This is a genomic window from Kibdelosporangium phytohabitans, from assembly GCF_001302585.1.
GTDB classification, from domain to species: Bacteria; Actinomycetota; Actinomycetes; order Mycobacteriales; family Pseudonocardiaceae; genus Kibdelosporangium; species Kibdelosporangium phytohabitans.
Map to the genome: position 1 here is coordinate 2,300,379 of NZ_CP012752.1, position 18,012 is coordinate 2,318,390.

16 protein-coding genes are annotated in these 18,012 nt (G+C 68.8%); 10 read left to right on the forward strand and 6 right to left on the reverse strand.

Translation table 11 applies throughout. The features are described 5' to 3' along the window. Positions 1-16 precede the first annotated feature (16 nt). The 6 genes from AOZ06_RS10555 (at position 17) to AOZ06_RS10580 (ending at position 6,113) form a co-directional block, all read left to right on the forward strand. A complete protein-coding gene (locus tag AOZ06_RS10555) occupies positions 17-1,408 on the forward strand; it encodes a Gfo/Idh/MocA family protein (protein WP_054289270.1) in 1,392 nt (463 codons plus the stop codon). Between the two features lie 45 nt (positions 1,409-1,453). Then, entirely contained in the window at positions 1,454-2,470 is a 1,017-nt protein-coding gene (locus tag AOZ06_RS10560) for a tetratricopeptide repeat protein (protein ID WP_054289271.1), read from the forward strand. Between the two features lie 22 nt (positions 2,471-2,492). After that, entirely contained in the window at positions 2,493-3,659 is a 1,167-nt protein-coding gene (locus AOZ06_RS10565) for a lactate 2-monooxygenase (protein ID WP_054289272.1), read from the forward strand. A 94-nt stretch (positions 3,660-3,753) separates the two neighbouring features. After that, the gene (locus AOZ06_RS10570; protein WP_054289273.1) at positions 3,754-4,113 is read left to right on the forward strand and encodes a hypothetical protein; all 360 of its coding nucleotides are present in this window, start codon (positions 3,754-3,756) and stop codon (positions 4,111-4,113) included. Positions 4,114-4,161: 48 nt separating this feature from the next. After that, positions 4,162-5,901: a LamG-like jellyroll fold domain-containing protein gene (locus AOZ06_RS10575; protein ID WP_054289274.1), complete on the forward strand. Its 1,740-nt coding sequence runs from the start codon at positions 4,162-4,164 to the stop codon at positions 5,899-5,901. Positions 5,902-5,921: 20 nt separating this feature from the next. After that, the gene (locus tag AOZ06_RS10580) at positions 5,922-6,113 is read left to right on the forward strand and encodes a hypothetical protein (protein WP_054289275.1); all 192 of its coding nucleotides are present in this window, start codon (positions 5,922-5,924) and stop codon (positions 6,111-6,113) included. A gap of 44 nt (positions 6,114-6,157) precedes the next feature. Here the strand turns inward: AOZ06_RS10580 and AOZ06_RS10585 are convergent, their stop codons facing one another. Beyond that, the gene (locus AOZ06_RS10585) at positions 6,158-7,576 is read right to left on the reverse strand and encodes a glycoside hydrolase family 28 protein (protein ID WP_054289276.1); all 1,419 of its coding nucleotides are present in this window, start codon (positions 7,574-7,576) and stop codon (positions 6,158-6,160) included. Between the two features lie 756 nt (positions 7,577-8,332). Here AOZ06_RS10585 and AOZ06_RS10590 point away from each other — a divergent pair. Further along, positions 8,333-8,521 carry a hypothetical protein gene (locus tag AOZ06_RS10590; RefSeq protein WP_054289277.1) on the forward strand — a complete coding sequence of 63 codons (189 nt, stop codon included), beginning with the start codon at positions 8,333-8,335 and terminating at the stop codon, positions 8,519-8,521. 93 nt (positions 8,522-8,614) lie between these two features. Next, complete coding sequence (locus AOZ06_RS10595) at positions 8,615-11,212, forward strand: CHAT domain-containing protein (protein ID WP_236952173.1); 2,598 nt, start codon at positions 8,615-8,617, stop codon at positions 11,210-11,212. Between the two features lie 184 nt (positions 11,213-11,396). On the opposite strand, the gene phnE is transcribed toward AOZ06_RS10595, so the two are convergent. From phnE to AOZ06_RS10615, 4 genes are read right to left on the reverse strand one after another with little or no spacing between them, the layout of a single operon-like run. Continuing rightward, positions 11,397-12,176 carry a phosphonate ABC transporter, permease protein PhnE gene (gene phnE, locus AOZ06_RS10600; RefSeq protein ID WP_054289279.1) on the reverse strand — a complete coding sequence of 260 codons (780 nt, stop codon included), beginning with the start codon at positions 12,174-12,176 and terminating at the stop codon, positions 11,397-11,399. After that, positions 12,173-12,856 carry a phosphonate ABC transporter ATP-binding protein gene (locus tag AOZ06_RS10605; protein ID WP_054289280.1) on the reverse strand — a complete coding sequence of 228 codons (684 nt, stop codon included), beginning with the start codon at positions 12,854-12,856 and terminating at the stop codon, positions 12,173-12,175. The genes phnE and AOZ06_RS10605 overlap by 4 nt, the downstream gene beginning before the upstream one ends. A 4-nt stretch (positions 12,857-12,860) precedes the next feature. Further along, the gene (locus AOZ06_RS10610) at positions 12,861-13,739 is read right to left on the reverse strand and encodes a phosphate/phosphite/phosphonate ABC transporter substrate-binding protein (protein ID WP_054289281.1); all 879 of its coding nucleotides are present in this window, start codon (positions 13,737-13,739) and stop codon (positions 12,861-12,863) included. 24 nt (positions 13,740-13,763) lie between these two features. Beyond that, positions 13,764-14,864 (reverse strand): TIGR03364 family FAD-dependent oxidoreductase, encoded by a 1,101-nt coding sequence (locus tag AOZ06_RS10615; RefSeq protein ID WP_157232959.1) that lies wholly within the window; start codon positions 14,862-14,864, stop codon positions 13,764-13,766. Between the two features lie 108 nt (positions 14,865-14,972). On the opposite strand from AOZ06_RS10615, the gene AOZ06_RS10620 reads away from it, so the two are divergent. Together AOZ06_RS10620 and AOZ06_RS10625 are read left to right on the forward strand one after the other, a co-directional pair. Continuing rightward, a complete protein-coding gene (locus AOZ06_RS10620; RefSeq protein WP_054289283.1) occupies positions 14,973-15,722 on the forward strand; it encodes a GntR family transcriptional regulator in 750 nt (249 codons plus the stop codon). Next, positions 15,719-16,357, forward strand: coding sequence for a phosphonatase-like hydrolase (locus tag AOZ06_RS10625; protein ID WP_054289284.1), 639 nt, complete (start codon positions 15,719-15,721; stop codon positions 16,355-16,357). Before AOZ06_RS10620 ends, AOZ06_RS10625 begins: the two co-directional genes overlap by 4 nt. Here the strand turns inward: AOZ06_RS10625 and AOZ06_RS10630 are convergent. Then, a complete protein-coding gene (locus AOZ06_RS10630) occupies positions 16,339-17,997 on the reverse strand; it encodes a bifunctional 3'-5' exonuclease/DNA polymerase (RefSeq protein ID WP_054289285.1) in 1,659 nt (552 codons plus the stop codon). The genes AOZ06_RS10625 and AOZ06_RS10630 overlap by 19 nt on opposite strands. Positions 17,998-18,012 lie beyond the last annotated feature (15 nt).

The window sequence follows — 18,012 nt, forward strand, 5'->3', positions numbered from 1 at the left end:
TCGCGCAGGAGGTGTCATGAGCGATCAGGTGTCCCGCAGGTCTTTGCTCGCCGCGGGGGCGGCCATCGGCCTGGGCTCGGGGGCCCAGGCCGAGGCTTCCCCGAACGACGCGGCGCAGGACGGCGCCGCACAGCAGGACTGGCCCCGCCAGCAGGGCCGCAGCATGATCAACGTGCCGTTCGAGCGGCGCGACACGGTTCGGCTCGCGATCATCGGCCTCGGCAACCGGGGCGGCGGCATGATCGGGTCGTTCCTCGCCGTACCCGGCGTCAAGGTGACCGCACTGTGCGACATCCGCCCGGAGTTCGCGGCCCGCGCCGCGAAGGCCGTGACCGGCGCGGGCCAGCCGGCACCAGCGCTCTACACCAAGGGCGACCACGACTTCGAGAACATGGTCCGCCGCGACGACATCGACCTGGTCTACGTCGCCTCGCCATGGGAGTGGCACGTGCCGATGGCGCTGGCGGCCCTGCGCGCCGGCAAGCACGTCGGCGTCGAGACGCCGTTCGCGACGTCCATCAACGAACTCTGGCAGCTGGTGGACGCGTCGGAGCGTTACCAGCGGCACTGCATGCAGCTGGAGAACTGCTGCTACGGCCAGAACGAGATGCGCGTCCTGCGCATGGCACACGCCGGCCTGTTCGGCGACTTGCTCCACGGCGCGGGCGCGTACATCCACGACCTGCGTGAGTTGCTGTTCTCCGACACCTACTACGAGGCCGAGTGGCGACGCGCCTGGCACACCAAGCGCGAGCTCAAGGGTGACCTCTACCCGACGCACGGGCTCGGCCCGGTCGCCAACTACATGGACATCAACCGCGGCGACCGGATCGTGCGGATCTCCTCGATGGGCACGCCCGCGCTCGGCCTCGCGGAGTACCGCGCGGCACACGAGCAGCCGGGTGACTCGTCGTGGAAGGAGCGCTACGTCGAGTCCGACACGACCATCAGCCTGCTGCAGACAGCCAAAGGCCGGGTCATCCGACTGGAACACGACGTGTCCACACCGCACCCGTACAGCAGGCTGAACCACCTCGCCGGGACCAAGGGGAAGTTCGAGGACTATCCACCCCGGATCTACCTCGAACCGAAACACACCAATGACCAGTGGGCCAGCTTCGACGAGTTCAAGTCGTACGACCATTGGTTGTGGACAGACGTCCCGCCGGGACCGGGTGGCCACGGCGGCATGGACTACTACATGGCGTACCGGACCATCCAGACGATGCGCCTCGGACTGGTCCCCGACATGGACGTGTACGACGGAGCGGTCTGGAGCGCTCCGGTACCGCTGAGTTCCAGGTCCATCGACCAACACGGCGCGCCGCAACAGATTCCTGATTTCACCAGGGGAAGGTGGCGTGAGAAACGCCCGGGGGTGGACTCGGTGAAGCCGCCGAAGAACTGACAATGCGAGACTGTGGCCATCCGAAACCCCAACCAGGGAGTCAGGATGGCCGACGAGCCGATCGCGGTCGCGTTACGTCGCGCGGCCGATCTCACCGCTGCCGGGAACTCCGACGCGGCGATCCACGTCGTGCGTGGGGTGCTGGACGAGCACCCCACGCACTCCGAGGCGTGGTGCCACCTCGGTGCCGCGTACCTCGACGCGGGTGACGCGGAGTCCTCGCTCGACGCGGCGAAGAACGCCATCCGCAACGGCGAGCGGTCATGGGGCTATCGGCTGGCCAGCATCGCGCTGGTGGAACTGGGCAGGCGGGACGAGGCCGTCGTGTCGGCGCGGGAAGCCGTGCGGCGCGACGGGCAGGACTGGCGCGGCCACGTCGCTCTGGCCGAGGCGCTGGGGGCCGACGATCCACAAGAGTCGTTCGCGGCGGCGTGCCGTGCCATCCAATTGGCCAACAACCAGGCTCGCCCGTTCGAGGTACTCGGCGACGCCGCGATGCGTGTGCACGACAACGAAACGGCCCGCCGCGCGTACTACGAGGCCCTCAAGATCGATCCGGGCAACCAGCACGCCCGTGCGCACCTGCTCCGGCTCGGCCGCCCGCAGTTGGACACGACCACCACGCCTGCCACCGCGGAGCCGATCCTGCAGATCCCGCACCTCGGCCGGATCGAGGCGCTCGGGTTGTGGCTGGCGCTGCGCCGCGCGTCGGCCGCGCTGGCCATCGGCAGCCTGGTGCTGATGCTCGTCGGCATGGACGACATCTACAGCGTCCTCGGCTGGTTCGGCTTGGTGCTGGTGTTGTTCGTGGTGTTCGTGGTCGGCACCGCATGGGTGAAATTCGCGCGGGGAGTGTCACTCAAACAGACCATGCGCGACAACCGCATGCTCGCGGTGTCATCCGGCTTGATGGCGTTGTCAACCGTCCTGCTGATCGTCTGGACGGTGCTGGTCGCGCTCGGCGCACACACCATGAACCCGCTGTCGATCGTCCTGGTGACCAGTGTGGCCAGTGCGGCGGTGTCGGTCCTCGCCATCTGGCGGCGTAGCCACCCGAAGTAGAACTCGCCAGTAGATTGCGGGTATGACGACACCCCTCGGTGGCTACCAGAACGAGATCTACCTGCACGGACTGGCTGACCAGGTGCCCCCGTTCACCGTCGACACGACCAAGCTGGCCGACTCGGCGCGCGAGATCCTCCAGCCGGGGCCGTACTGGTACGTGCAAGGGGGCGCGGGGTCCGGCGCGACCATGCGGGCCAACCGCGAGGCATTCGACAAGTGGCGGATCGTGCCGAGGATGCTGCGCGACGCGACCGCGCGCGACGTCTCCACGAGCGTGCTCGGCACGACGATGCCCGCTCCCGTGTTGCTCGCGCCGATCGGTGTGCAATCGATCGTGCACGAAGAGGGCGAGCTGGCGACCGCCCGCGCGGCCGGCTCGCTGGGCGTGCCGATGATCTTGTCGACGGCGTCGTCCAACACCATCGAGGACGTGGCGGTCGCCAACGGCGGTGGGCCGCGCTGGTTCCAGCTGTACTGGCCCAACGACCCGGACCTGTGCGTGAGCATCCTCAGCCGGGCGGCCAAAGCCGGGTTCACCACGCTCGTGGTCACCCTCGACACGTGGACGCTGGCGTGGCGGCCCAACGACCTCGACCAGTCGTACCTGCCGTTCCTGCGCGGCACCGGCACCGCGATCCCGTTCTCCGACCCGGTGTTCCGCAGCGGTCTCGCGGTCGCTCCCGAGCAGGACATCCCGGCGGCCGTGCTGAAGTGGATCCCGTTGTTCACCGGAACCGACCGCAATTGGGACGCGCTGCCGTTCCTGCGCGAACACTGGGACGGACCGATTGTGCTGAAAGGGATCCAGCACGTCGACGACGCGCGGCGCGCGGCCGATGCCGGAATGGACGGGATCGTCGTGTCCAACCACGGTGGCCGGCAGGTCGACGGCGCGGTCGCGTCGCTCGACGTGTTGCCCGAAATCGCCACCGCTGTGGGAGACCGGATGACGGTCTTGTTCGATTCCGGAATCCGGACAGGAGCCGACATTTTCAAGGCGATCGCGCTCGGGGCGAAGGCGATTCTGCTCGGCCGGCCGTTCGTCTGGGGCCTCGCGCACGGCGGCGAAGACGGTGTGCGGCAGGTCGTCCGGAGCCTGCTTGCCGAGCTTGACCTCACGATTGCCTTGTCCGGACACCACTCGATCGCGGAGTTGACACCGGACAGCCTGACCCGGGTGGCGTAGTCACAACTCCTGTTGTGGACAGGGTGAATCAGGAAGATCCGCGGCAACCGTTGTAGTCTTCGGGCATTGATCACCCTCGCCCGACTGGAGCGCCGTGGAAGTCAGTGACGAACAGCTGAAAAGCTGGGTCGAGTCATGGTCGTGGCGGATCCCGCGCGGGCCGCAGCACGGCGGCATGTCGGGTGACGTGCGCGAGTGGTGGAGCCTGACCATCTGGCGCCGCAACGATCACACCGAGTTGCAGCTGGACGTCAACCGGCTGCGGCCGACCAGGGGATCAGAGGTCCATACCTTTACCCGGTGCGTCCGGTACGAGCACCTGCGGCCCGTGCCGGACTACCGGACCACGGTCGCCAGGCTCAACCTCGAGCTGGGGGAGTTGTTCACCCAGGCGGGGATCAAGCCGCCGCGGCTGCCGGACGGGTCGCTGTCGGGCGACTCGTACGACCTGTAGACACATCCAGTTCGATCTTCGTTCTTGTCCGGACCGTAGTTTCCGGCCGTGTCATCGACCAGACGTCTCTTCCTGCTCAACGCGGGGCTGATCCCCGCCGCCGCCGCCGCGCTGCCGGGCGTGGCATCGGCCGAACCGGTCGCACAGGGCTTCACCAGGCCGGATACCGACAGCCCGCGCTTCACCGTCGCGGTCATCCCGGATACGCAGTACCTCTACGACCGCGATCGCGGCGACAGCGCACCGCTCGAGGCCTCGCTTCGTTACATTGTGGACACAGCGCGCGAGCACAACACGGTTTTCGCCGCCCACCTCGGTGACATGACCGAGAACGGGCTGCGTGGCGAGTTCACCGCGATCAGCCGCACTTTCCGGATTCTCGACCGGTTCCCGTACAGCGTGCTGGCGGGCAACCACGACATCGACGCGTCCAAAGACGACCAACGCGGCCCGAGCCCGTACCTCGACGAGTTCGGCCCGCACCGGTTGCGGCACAGTCCCGCGTTCCGTGGTGCGACTCGTGACGGTTACAACTCGTATCACGTGTTCCGGGCCGCCGGAAAGGAATGGCTCGTGCTGGCCATGGATTGGCGGCCGTCGGCGGGCAGCATCGCCTGGGCCCGTGAGGTGATGCGCAAGCACCCGCGCAGCCCGGTCATCCTCACCACGCACGAATTCGTGCACGCCGACGGCGGCGACGGCAAGGCCGTGCTGTCCGACTTCGGCCAGAAGCTCTGGAACGACCTGGTCAAGGACAACGACCAGATCTTCCTGGCGCTCAACGGGCACTACTGGCCGCCCGGTCGTACGGTGCTGCGCAACACCGCGGGAAACGAGGTGCACGCGCACATCACGAACTACCAGGACCGCTACTACGGTGGCAGCGCGATGATCCGGCTCTACCACTTCGACCTCGCACGCGGCGTGATCGACGTCGAGACGTTCTCGCCGTGGCTGCAGGACCAGCGTTCGCTGAGCGCACTGGCACAGCAGGAGACCACGCGCTCCGGTCCGGGCGACTGCTTCACGCTGGAGATCGACTTCGCCGAGCGGTTCGCCGGGTTCGACCCGATCCCGGCGCCGAAACCCCGCCCGGTTCGCGAGATCGTGATTCCGGGAACGGTGGCGTACTGGCGTTTCGACAACCGGGACACGCGTGACTTGTCCGGCAACGGCAACCATCTCGTCGCCCAGGACACGCCACAGTGGAGCACCGAGCACCACCGGGGGCAGCCGGGCCACGGCAGTGTGTACCTCAAGGACGCGTACTTCAGGACCGTGACTGGCGCGCCGATGAACAAGGCGACGTTCCACCGTGGATACACCGTCGAGGCGTTCTTCAAACTGCCGAAGGACTTCGGCGACGCCAACGCGTGGTGTGCGCTGCTGTCCCGGCTCGGGTCCGGCGCCGACGCGGGCAAAACGGGCGACGACCCCAAAGAGGCGCTGGCGTCGCTGGCCCTCTCCGGTGGGCGGCAGTTGCAGTGGGCGGTCTTCCCGCTCAACCAGAACGCCATCTCCACCAACTGGGGCCACGAACTGCCGTCCGGCAAGTGGTGGCACGTGGCCGTGGTCAACGACGGCCGCACCACGACCCTGTACGTGGACGGTTCGAAGCTGCTGCGCAACCCGTCCACCCCGGCGGTCGGGTTCCCGGCCATCGGGGACGTCTGGCTGCTCGGCGCGTCGAACTACGAGCGCAAGGTCGGCAAGAGCTTCTACGGCTGGCTCGGCGACGTCCGGGTCGTCGACCGGCCGCTCGCGCAGCGGGACTTCATGCTGCGGTGAGACAAGTGGGACCATGAGTCATGCGCACATGGCTCCCGATCGTTCTCGGCATCCTGCTGATCCTGGTAGGAGGCGTGTGGACCGGCCAAGGACTCGGCTACATCACCGGTAGCTTCATGACCGGTGAACGGCTGTGGACCAGCATCGGCCTGATCTGCGTCGCCGGCGGCGCGGTGCTCGTCATCTGGGGCGCCCGCCGCCGGCGGACGTAGTCAGCTCCCGGTCCGCCTGCTGTCCGCGAACCGGCCACCAGGAACTAACCGACCGGCTCGCCGTTGACGCGCACCCCACGCAACACGACGTTGCCGGTGTTGCGAATGGTGTTCTTCTCGGCGATCCCGGTGAAGTCGCTGTTGGTGATGGTCACGTCGCGGATGTTGCTCTCCGGCAGGCCGTCGAGGTGGATGGCCTTGCGGCCGCCCGTGACGGTCATGCCGTCGACCGTGAGGTTCTTGAGGGTTGGGTAGTGCTTTCCCGACCCGCCGCCGTTGTAGTACATGCTGGCGTACAGGACTTCGCGTTCCACGTTGCGGCCCTTGATGTTTCGCAGGTGAACGCCGTCCACGACGCCGCCGCGGTCGGAGTTCGTCTTGATGTACAACGCGTGCTTGACCGGGTACCGGCCCGGGAAGTCCGGCGGGTTGACCTCGCAGTCGCGGCAGAACACGTCGTGCACCCCGCCGGAGGACTCCGAGCCGACGGTGATCCCGCCCCACCGCCCGGCGAACTTGCAGCGTTCGACCACCACGAAGGAGGTCGGGATGCCGATCCGCCGCCCGTCGGCATCCCGACCAGATTTGAGGACGACACAGTCGTCGTTGGTGTCGAAGCGTGAGCCGGCCACGTGCGCGTAGCTCGTCGAGTCTAGATCGACGCCGTCACCCTGGGAGTTGGTGCTGTGGATGTGGACATTGCGGACGGTCACGTTCGTGCAGAACACCGGGTGCAATGTCCACATCGCGGGGTTGCGCAGGTGTACATCCCGCACCAGCAGGTTCCGGCAGTCGACGAACTGGATCATGTTGGGCCGCATGCGTTTTCCCTCGCCCATGATCCGCTGCTCGACCGGCACGCCGTCCTCGCCCATCTTGCGCAGCTCCGGCGTCGAACCGGCGCCCCAGCCCGGCCATGGCCCGTTGGGCGCGTCGCCGTCGATGGTGCCGGATCCGGTGATCGCCATGTTCTCCTGGCGGTGGGCGTAGATGAACGACTGGTAGTTGTAGCAGAGCGTGCCTTCCCAGCGCACCAGCACGAGCGGCAGGAAATCCTTGGGGTCGTTGCTGAACTTCAGCATGGCACCCTCGGCGACGTGCAGGTCGACCCCGCTGCGCATCCGGATGCCGCCGGTGACGAACGTGCCTGCCGGGACGAGTACCCGTCCGCCACCGCTTCGGCCGCAGTCCTCGATGGCGTCGTTGATGGCGGCCGTGTTCTTGCGCCGGCCGTCGCCGACGGCGCCGTACGAGGTGATCGGGAAGACCCGAGCGGGAAACGTGGGCGGACGGATCCTGCCGAGGATGTGCGGTACCAGTCTCCACTGGTCTGGCGGCTTGGCCCCGGCAGCGTCGACCCCGGCAGCCGCCTGTGTCGCGAAACCGGTTCCGGTCAGCAGTCCGCCTGCGGCGAGGCCGGCGCCACGCAGGACGTCGCGTCTCGTGTGCCTGCTGCTGCTCACGGTCGGTCTCCCTCGGCTCGCACTGGCGAAGGTCCACGGTGCACCCGGTGTTCGGCAATCGCCTCGATGTAACTCGACGAAAACGATTACATACATAGGGTTTACTCCATCGGCAGTGCGGCGTCAAGAGAAGAGATCCGACGTATCACTCCTTCTGAACCGACAAAGTGGCGTTTGTGCCGACGGTTGGGACAAGAGGTCGGAGGTACGGCTTGAGCGGCCGTCATGGCCGGGTCTGCTGCGAACTGCCGAGCGGCAGCGCGTGGTGGGCAGCGGCTCGAATCCACTGTGGACGGAGGTCTGAAACCGGCGCGCGTGTGACCGGCCTCAGGACCGGTGTGGCGATTCCGTTCTCGCAAGATGGTGCGACCTCGCAGGGTGTCCACTTGGGACTTGCGCGGCTCCGTCCTCAAGGGGGAATCTGGTACAAGCGCTTGCGGATCGACGAAGCGTGGATCGGCGCCGTCCACGTTTCCCGGCGCTGTCGTTCGGGCGCAAGGGACCGTCCAATTGGACGGTCCCTTGCTGCTTCCGGGGAACCGTTGGGGCGCTGGATACATCGAAGAGACATTCACAACAAACTACGCGTAGTGAAGATTTTCTTACCGATCATTGCTCCGATGTGACAGTATTAGTCCGTTCGCGGCGTGAGGGGCCGTCGAACGGGGGGACCACAAGTGACAGCGTGCTTCTGTTGCGGTCACTGACGTCCTCGTTTGGCCGAAGAGGCAGATCGACAGGGGAGGTAGATCGACCATGACCACGAGTGCCAAGGAAACGTTCCTGCCAGAGGGCGACGCGCCCGTCGAGCTGGCGGAGAACCACACGGCTGACCCGGCGTTGCCGGTGGACCCGACGCTCCCGGTGGTGCCGCCGGAGCAGGACGAGCACGAGCACGTCCACACCACCGACTGCACCGGCAGCTGCCCAGAGAAGAAGCCGTGACGTCGCGGTGAGCGCGTTTTCGCCCGCCGGCCGAGGTGTTTCGGCCGGCGGGCGGAATTTCGCTACGGTCTGTGTTGTCATACTTACGTGTCCGTGAGCGATCCCACCACAGCCATTGAGACAGCACGCGAGTTGTACAGCCAGTCGGCGGCTGCCGGGTGCAGTGCACGCGAACAAGAAGGCCGTGAGCTCGCCAAGCAGGGGCTCAGCGTGCTCGACTCGGTCGCCCCGGTCGGCCAGGCGCACCACCTCGACTGGCTGCGGATCAGAATCCGCCTGGCCGGCCTGCTGGCCGCGCTGATCGCCGACACCGACGGAATCGAGGTCAGCCTCGCCCGGCTGGAGGCGCTGCGCGAGCACATCCAGGACGTACCGGACCCGGTCGTCCGGCTCGAACTCGACGCGTCGGTCGACCACAACTGCGGGTTCCTGCTGCTCAGCGCGGGCCGCAACGAAGAAGGCCTGGTCAAGTTCAGCTCGTCGATCGACCGCAAGCTCCAGTGCCTCGCCGACACCGACAGCCCGGCGCTGGTGACCGAGAAGCTGGTCCACTCGCTGCTGGCCCGTGTCCTGGTCGGCACGAGGCTCGGGCAGATCGGGGCCGCGCGGGCCGATCTCGACTGGGCCTTCCGGCTCGCCGCCGAGCGCGATCTGCCGGTCAAGGCCGCTGACTGCCGGCACGCACTGGCCAACCTGGAACTGCGCACCGGCAACGTGCCCGCCGCACTGCGGCACTACGAGGCCAGCAGCAGCGCCTACCAGGCGCTGGGCCAGGACACCCTGCCGCTGCTGCGGCTCGACCAGGCGCAGGCCCTGCTGACCGCCGGTCTCGCGCACGAGGCGAGCACCCACCTCGACGAGGTCCTGCCGATCATGAGCGCGGACGGCAACAGCAGGGAACTCGGCCGCGCCGAGCGATACCGCGCCCAGGCCGCCCTGCTCACCGGCGACCTGGACCTGGCACTGGAGATGGCTCTGCGCTCCGAGGAGCGGATGAAGCGCTGGGACTGCCAGACCTGCGTCGCGGACGCCGCCCTTGTCGCCCTGCGGGTGGACACGATCCGCGCGCTGCGTTCGGACTCGGCGACGGACCTGCCGGACCGGGCGCTCGCGTTCGCCGACTCACTGCCGCGGCCGAGTCTGGTCGAGCAGGCCGGGTGGGCCAGGATGCTCGCGACCCGGGTGGCCGTCAAACAGGGCGACCTCGGCAAGGCGGCCGAACTGCTCGACCAGGTCGCCCCGCCGAGCGACCTCACGACCATCGACTACCGGCTGCTGCGCAGGCTCTGCCGGGCCGAGCTCGCCGACGCCCGCGGTGAAACCGGCGTGGCCCTTGACGAGATCCGGACCGGGCTGGCCGAGCTCGACGAGGTCCGTGACCGGATGGACGGCCTCGACCTGGTGTCCGGCGCGGCACTGCACGGCCAGGAGCTCGGTGAGCTCGCGGTCCGGCTCGTCCTGCGTGGCGAGGACGCCCGCAAGCTGTTCGGCTGGCTGGAGCGCACCCGTGCCCAGACCTACCGGTACGAGCCGCTCGGCCGCGTCGACGATCCGCAGCTGGCTGAGCGGATCGACGAGGTCCGCAGCCTCACCCAGTCACTGCGCCAGGCCCAGCACGACGCCCACCCGACCGCGACGATCGCCGTACGGCGGGCGCAGCGGCTCCGGGAAGCGGGTCGTCTCGGCTGGCACACCGGGCGTTGGGGACAGCCACGGCCGGTCGTCGGCGCGCCCGAGGTCGCCGACGCCCTGGGGAGCCGGGCGTTGGTGAGTTTCGTCGTGTCCGACGACGCGCTCGTCGCCGTGGTGCTGACGGACGGCGATGTCCACCGGGTGAACCTGGGGCCGGCCAGCGAGGCGGCGCAGCGGGCCCGGATGCTCAACGTGGACCTCAACGCTCTGGCGCCCGACCACTTGCCCGTCCCGATGGTGCAGGTCGTCACAGGCTCCGCGCGCAAACAGGCCGACCGGCTGGACGGTCTGATCGGACAGCCCTTGAGGCACCTGATCGGCGACCGGGATCTGGTAGTGGTGCCCACGGGCGCGCTCTACGGTGTGCCGTGGGGACTGCTCCCGTCCATGCACGGACGGCCCGTGGTCGTGGCACCGTCGGCGACGGCGTGGCTGGCAGCCGAACGCGCCACGGCAAGCCGGCACGGGCACACGATCCTCGTCCGGTCGCTCGGATTGCCCGCCGCTGTCGGCGAAATCCACAAACTCAGCACGCACCACGAGACCGCGCGGTTGATCTCGGGCGACGAGGCCACGGTCAGCGCAGTGCTTGGGGCGCTTGACGGCGCGCGGCTCGCGCACATCGCGGCGCACGGCGCGCACGAGCCGGAGAACGCGCTGTTCTCCAGGCTCGAACTCGCCGACGGCGCGCTGTTCGCGCACGAGATCGCCGGGTTGAACCAGCCGCCGCGGCAGGTCGTGCTCGCGGCCTGCGAGCTGGCGCTCAACCGGATCCGGCCGGGCGACGAGCCGCTGGGGTTCGCCAGCGCGTTGCTGGCCAGCGGGTCCCAGACGGTCATCGCGCCGCTGAGCAAGGTCGGCGACCACGCTTCGGCGGCGGCGATGGACGACTACCACCGCCGCCTCGCCGCGGGCGCCGAACCCGCTGTGGCGCTGGCCGACGCGATCGCCGTCGACCCCTTCCGCCGCCCGTTCGTGTGCCTGGGCAGCTCCGCCTAGCGGTGTGCTGCCCGTGCTAGTGGCCCGTCTCGAAACGTTGACAAGCCTTCTCGACGGCCCAGCTTCCCGCTGGCCGCACCGCAGAAAGGCACTGGTACAACCCCGGTACAAGCCCCTTCCTGCGGCACGTCCAGCGGAAACCTGGATCCGCCGGAGAAGACCAGCGACGTTCCGGGACCAGCCACTAGGTCGCCAGCCTGCGGCGGACGTACGCCGAGAGCTGGTCGACGAGTACGACCACGACGACCACCACGATGATGTGCGTGACCATCTGGTCGAATCGGAACAGCTTGATGGACTGGTTGATCAGGAACCCGATGCCGCCCGCGCCGACCAGTCCCAGCACCAGCGACGAGCGCACGTTCACGTCGAACCGGTACAGCAGCAGGCCGACCATCTGCGGCAGTACCGCGGGCAGTACGGCGTTCACGGCGGTCTGCGCGCCGGACGCGCCCGCCACCCGCAGTGCTTCCCGTGGCCCGGGGTCGGTTTCCTCCATCGCCTCGGCCCACAGCTTGCCCATCACGCCGGTGTTGTGGAACACCAGCGCGAGCACGCCCGCGAACGGTCCGAGGCCCACCGCCGTGACGAAGATCAACGCGAACACGACGTCGGGGACCGACCGCAGCACCGACAGGATCGACCGGGCGATCTGGTAGGTCCACGAGTTCGGCGTGGTGGCCCGCGACGCGAGCACCCCGAGCAGCAGGGCGAACGGGATCGAGAACGTGGTGCCGAGCAGTCCGATGTAGAGCGTGACGACCGCCGCGTCCAGACTGTCGCCGAGCACGCCGAGGTCGGGCGGGAACGACTGGCTGAGGAAGTCGGCCATCCCGCGCCAGCCCTCGACGAGCGCGCCGGGGGAGAACCCGGTGCCCTGCCAGGCGAGGACGTGCACGCCGACCAGGGCGGCGATGACGATGAAGGCGACCGGGGACGGCGCCTTGCGGGTCGGTGGGTTCATCGGGCGCCCTCGTAGAGCGAACTGACAGCTTGGGAATCCATGGCCCCGGCCGCGCTCTCGAACGCCACCTTGCCCCGGTGCAGCCCGACGATCCGGTGCGCGAACCGTTGGGCCAGTTCAGGTTGGTGCAGTACGGCGAGCACCGCGAGGCCTTCGCCGGCGAGTGAGGCGAGCAACGCGACGACTTGTTCGGCGGCGCTCGGGTCCAATGCGGACACAGGTTCGTCGGCGAGGATCACCTTGGCGCGCTGGCACAGCGCGCGTGCGATCGCCACCCGTTGCTGCTGCCCGCCGGACAGCCGTCCGGCGCGGTCGGCCGCGCGGTCGGCGAGGCCGACCCGGTCGAGGCAGTCCATCGCCTCGCGCCGGATCTCCCGGCCGAACAGCAGCGACTGCCTCAGCTTGAGCCGGCCGAGCGCTCCCGAGCACACGTTGTCCAGCGCGCTGCGGCGGCCGACGAGGTGGATCTGCTGGAACACCATGGCCGCGCCGCCGTCGATGCCGACCGTGCCGGAGTCCGGCCGCTGCAGGCCGACCGCGCACCGCAGCACGGTCGACTTGCCTGACCCGTTCGCACCGAGCACCGCGACGAACTCGCCGGGCGCCACGGACAGCTCGACGCCCGCGAGCACCTGCTTGCCCGCGAAGGACTTGCGCAGTCCCGTGATCTGGATGCCCACCCGGTCACACGTCGTTCTCGGTCAGGCCGAGCCCGGCGGCCAGGTCGAACAGCGGCTGGTAGGTCTCCTTGGTCACCGTGACCAGCGGACCGGGCGGGGTGACGTCGAGGAACTCGCCGACCTTGGCCACGTCGGCCGGGCCGAGTTCGAGCAGTCCCCCGCGGATCGCGTCGGCCAGCTTCGGGTCGAGGTCGCCGCGGATGGTGATCGGGTCGTTCGGGATCGGCGCTGAGGTCCACACCTGGCGGAACCCCGACGGGTCGAACGTGCCCGCCGCTTTGGCGCTGGCCAGTTGCTGGCTGTTGATCTCGGCGGCGGCCACCTTGCCGTTCTTCAACGCCAGCAACGCCTCCGGGTGACCACCGGCGTAGTCGACCTTGATGTCCTTGACGTCCTTGAAGGCGAACCGGGGCAGCGCGTCACCGGAGGTCGAGCCGGGGCTGGACAAGGCGACCGTCTTGCCGGACAGGTCGTTGACGGACTTGATCGGCGAGTCCGCCGGGACCCAGATACCGGCGGTGTACGTGGTGAGTTCGCCCTTGGCGTCGGCGAAGGACGCGACCGCCTGCGCGTTGGCCTTCTGGCTGGCGAACACGAAACCGAGCGGGCCGAACTGGGCGATCTCCAGTTTGCCGTTGCGCATCGCGAGCACCTCGGCCGAGTAGTCCTCGACCACCTGGAGCTCGACCTTGCAGTTCAGCTTGCTCTGCAGGGCGTTGGCCAGGACCTCGTAGGCGGGTTTGAGCTTGGCGGGGTCCTCGTACGGTTCGATGCCGAACCGGATGCGGCCGTCCGGGCACGTTGCGCCCGAAGCGGACTGCTCGCTGCCACACGCGGTGACAGTCAGGCACAGCAACGCGATCACACTCAACAGTGCGCGCATGGGGTTCCAGCTCCCTGTGGTTCTCTAGAACGTGTCGAGGACGTCCGGGGCGAGCCCGAACGCGGTTGTCATGCCGATCCCGGATGTCACAGCTGCGACCCGGACCCCGTCGGCCGGGCTGGCCACCAGGTACGGCTGCGGCGCGGACGCGTAGACGCCACGCCAGTGTTCGCGAACCGCGAGGCTCGGTACACCGAGGAAACGTGCGGTCTCGGACAGCACGTGCCGGTCGAGTTCGTTGTCCTCGAACGGATCGAGCGTCCGGTGGTACGTGTGCGTGTCACCGATGGTCAGCGACCCGTCCGGTCGTTGGGTGTACATCAGGTTGAGTCCGATCCGGACGAGGTCGGCGTGCTCCCGCTCGATCCTGGCGCGGACTTCGGTCAGTGTTGGGCAGAGGGCGAACGCGTCGTAACGCAACAACGAGTGCCCGCTCAGGACAGCCGGTGTGATGTCCCGTGTGGACGGATTGTCCACCCGGAGCATGCGCAGTGCGCACCGGCGCACGCCGAGATCGTCGGCCAGGCCGGGGAAGTGGCGGTCCACGTCGTGGCCTGTCGCGAGGACGATCCGCGGTGCGCTGAGGCTGCCCCGGCTGGTCACGACCTCGCCCGGCGTGATCAGGTGCGCGGTGGTGCGCCAGTGGAACACCACGCCCTGCCTGGCCAGCCACCGGGCGATCAGGTCGGCGCTGGTCCGTTGGTCCACCCGGATGTCCTGCGGCAGGAACGCGCCGCCGACCACGTCCGGGCCGGTCGGCACGCGGTGCGCCACTTCGGCCGCGGTCAGCGTGACGGCCGGCCGGATGTCGGTGAACTCCTTGAGAACAGCCAGTTCGTCCTCGGCGCGGGCCACGACCACGCTGCCGCTCTCGGCCACTGCCAGTCCGGCGACCGCGGCCACCTTCAGCCAGGTCTCGCGGGCTTTGCGGGCGTAGCGGTACGCGGTCCCGTCCTGCGCGGTGAAGCAGCCGTGCCCGAAGTTGCGCACCGACGCGCCGGTGGCCCGTTCGTCCTGCTCCACGACAACGACCGACATGCCGCGCTCGGCGGCCTCGACGGCGTGCGCGAGGCCGACGATGCCCGCTCCGACGACCACCACGTCGGCCGTGCCCAAACTTGTCATGACAAGAGGGTCCGAAACTGCCCCCCGTAAAGTCAAACCAGCTCGGAACTGTTCATTTCCAGTTCATTTATCCGAACTCCCTGGTTGTGGCCTGTATAGTCAAGTCCCGTGGACGAGTCGCTGCACGAACGCATCGCCGCTGACATACGCCGCCGGGTGCTCGCCGGTGACCTGGCCGTCGGCGCCGCCGTGCCCTCCGAGTCGCAGTTGTGCGCGCAGTGGGACGCCTCCCGCGGCCCGGTCCGGCAAGCACTGGGCACACTGCGCGCCGAAGGGCTGATCGGCGGTGGCCGCGGCAAACCCCCGGTGGTGCTGCGGCAGACGATGAACCAGCCGTTCGAGACCTTCATGTCGTTCTCCCGCTGGGTCGCGGGCCTCGGGCGCACGCCCGGCCAGCGGACGCTGGAGATCGCGCGCCGGCCGTCCACTCCGGAAGTCTCGGCCGCGCTGCACCTCGCCGAGGGCACACCGGTGGTGCAACTGCTGCGCCTGCGCCTGATCGACTCGCAGCCGACCATGATCGAGCGCAGCACGTTCGTGGAACAGGTCGGCAGGCTGCTGTTCGGGTTCGACTGCGACTCCGGGTCGATCTACGCGCACCTGGAAGCCAACGGCGTGGACACCACGCACGGCAGCCACGTGATCGACGCGGTCGCCGCCGACGAGACCGACCACGAACTGCTCGACGTCCCGGCCGGCGCGCCGCTGCTGCGTGAACGCCGCACGGCCACCAGCGTCACCGGCGAGCCCTTCGAGTACTCCGACGACCGCTACCGGCCGGACGTCGTCAGCTTCTCCATCGAGAACTCCCAACGGGCGCTTCCCGCCCTGTCCCGCATCGCCGAGAGGGCATCATGATCGAACTGGCCGTTTTCGACATCGCCGGAACCACAGTGGACGAGCACGGCGCGGTCTACCGAGCGCTCGCCGACGCCACCGGTGTGTCCGAAGAGGACGTCGTGCCGTGGATGGGCGCGGACAAGACCGAGGCGATCGGCGCGCTGCTCGGCAAGACCGGCCAGGTCGTGGCCGACACCTTCCAGGACTTCCGCCGCAGGCTCGCCGAGGCGTACGAGCTCAAGCCGCCGGTCGCGCTGCACGGCGTGCCGGAGACCATCGACCGGCTGCGGGCAAGCGGCGTCAAGGTCGCGCTCACCACCGGCTTCGACCGGCACGTCACCACGTCCATCCTGACCACGCTGAAGTGGGAGGACAAAGTGGACGCGGTGGTGTGCACCGACGACGTCCCGGCGGGGCGCCCGGCGCCGTACATGATCTTCCGGGCGATGGAGGCGACCGGGATCGTGGACGTGTCCCGTGTCCTCGTCGCCGGGGACACCACCCGTGACCTGCGAGCGGGGACGAACGCGGGCGCGAAGATGGTCGTCGGTGTGCTCACCGGCGGTCAGAACGCGGCGACTCTCGGCGCGGTGCGGCACACGCACCTGTTGCCCGGCGTGGCCGATCTGCTGCCCTACTTGGCGTCCGCGTAACTGTTCACCGTCGCGATCTGCAGCGGGAACCGCACCGGCGTGTCGCCGAACAAGAGCCGGCTGGCCTCCTCGCCCGAGGCCAGCAGCTGCTCGGTGACCAGGCCCGCTGTCTCGGCCGGGCAGTGCACCATGAACTCGTCGTGCTGGTAGAAGACGATCTCCGCCTTCGGGTCGAGTGCCGCGAGCCTGCGCCGCAGCACCACGAGCAGCACCAGCGCCCAGTCCGCGGCACTGGCCTGGACGACGAAGTTGCGCGTGAACCGGCCCCAGTCCCTTGCTGCCTGGCGTGACTTGCGCATCTCCTCCTCGGTGCCCTCGGTGCGCTCCATCAACGCACTCCAGCGCTCCGACGGGAAAGGTGAGGTGCGCCCGAGCCGGGAGCGGACCATCCGGCCCTGCTCACCGGCCTGCGCGGCCTGCTCGACGTGCCCGACCGCCTGGGGAAAGCGTTTGCGCAACACCGCGAGCAGGGGACCGGCGCCGCCGGAGGTACCGCCGTACATCGCCGACAGCATGGCGATCTTGGCCTTGTCCCGGTCGCCTTCGAACGAGTCCGCGGCCAGGCCCGCGTAGAGGTCCACGTCCGAGGCGAACTCCGCCAGCTTGCGGTCGTCGGACAGGGCCGCGAGCACGCGCGGTTCGAGCTGGGCCGCGTCGGCCACGACCAGCGACCAGCCGGGAAGCGCCCGGACGGCCGTGCGCAGAGCTTTCGGCAGCTGGAGCGCGGCGCCGCCGCGGGTGGCCCACCTGCCGGACACCACGCCGCCGACCACGTACTCCGGGCGGAACCGGCCGTCCCGCACCCAGGACTCCAGCCAGCTCCAGCCGTGCGCGGTCCACATCCTGGCCAGTTCCTTGTACTCCAGCAGCGGCTCGACCGCCGGGTGGTCGATCTCCTTGAGCACCCACGCGCGGGTGCTGGGGATGTCGATGCCCTCCCTGGCGAAGGCCTTGACCACGCTGGGCGGGCTGTCCGGGTTGAGCGAACGCCCACCGAACGCCGCCACGATCCGCTCCGCCAGCTCGGCCAGCTTCGCCGGGCGCACACCCGGGGCGGTACGCGGCCCGAGCATCGATTCCAGCAGTTCGAGGTGCACCTGCTCGCTCCACGGCAACCCGTGCGCGCTCATCTCGGCCGCTGCGAGCGCGCCCGCGGACTCCGAGGCGGTCAGCAGCCGCAGCCGGTCCGGGTGCGCGTTGGCGGCGATCCGGCGCTGCTGGTCGTCGTACACCTCGATGAGCTGGTCGATCGGGTGGAAGCGCTCGTCGAGCTCGAACAACGTGGGCTGGGTGTCCCGCGCCGGGGGCGGTTTGTCCTCCGGCTCGGGGCGGCCGTGCAGCCGGGCCCACGCCGCGGCAGGGTTGCGGTGCGTTCCGTGGCGGCCCTCGTGTGCCAGCAGCAGCCCCTCGGACAGGGTCAGGTCGTGGCACCGGTCCAGCCGGATTCCCCGGGCCAGCAGATTCGGGTACAGCTCGTCGACAGCGGGCAGTACCCAGCGCGGATGCTCACATTCCTCGAAAGAAGCCATCCACGAACCCAGATCGATCGGCTTGTGGTCAGCTATCGTTTCAGATGTGGCGGTGTTCACAGCACGCGCTGTACCGGCTCCATCACGGCCAGGCGATACGAACACCAGCATGCGGTGATTGTGCAC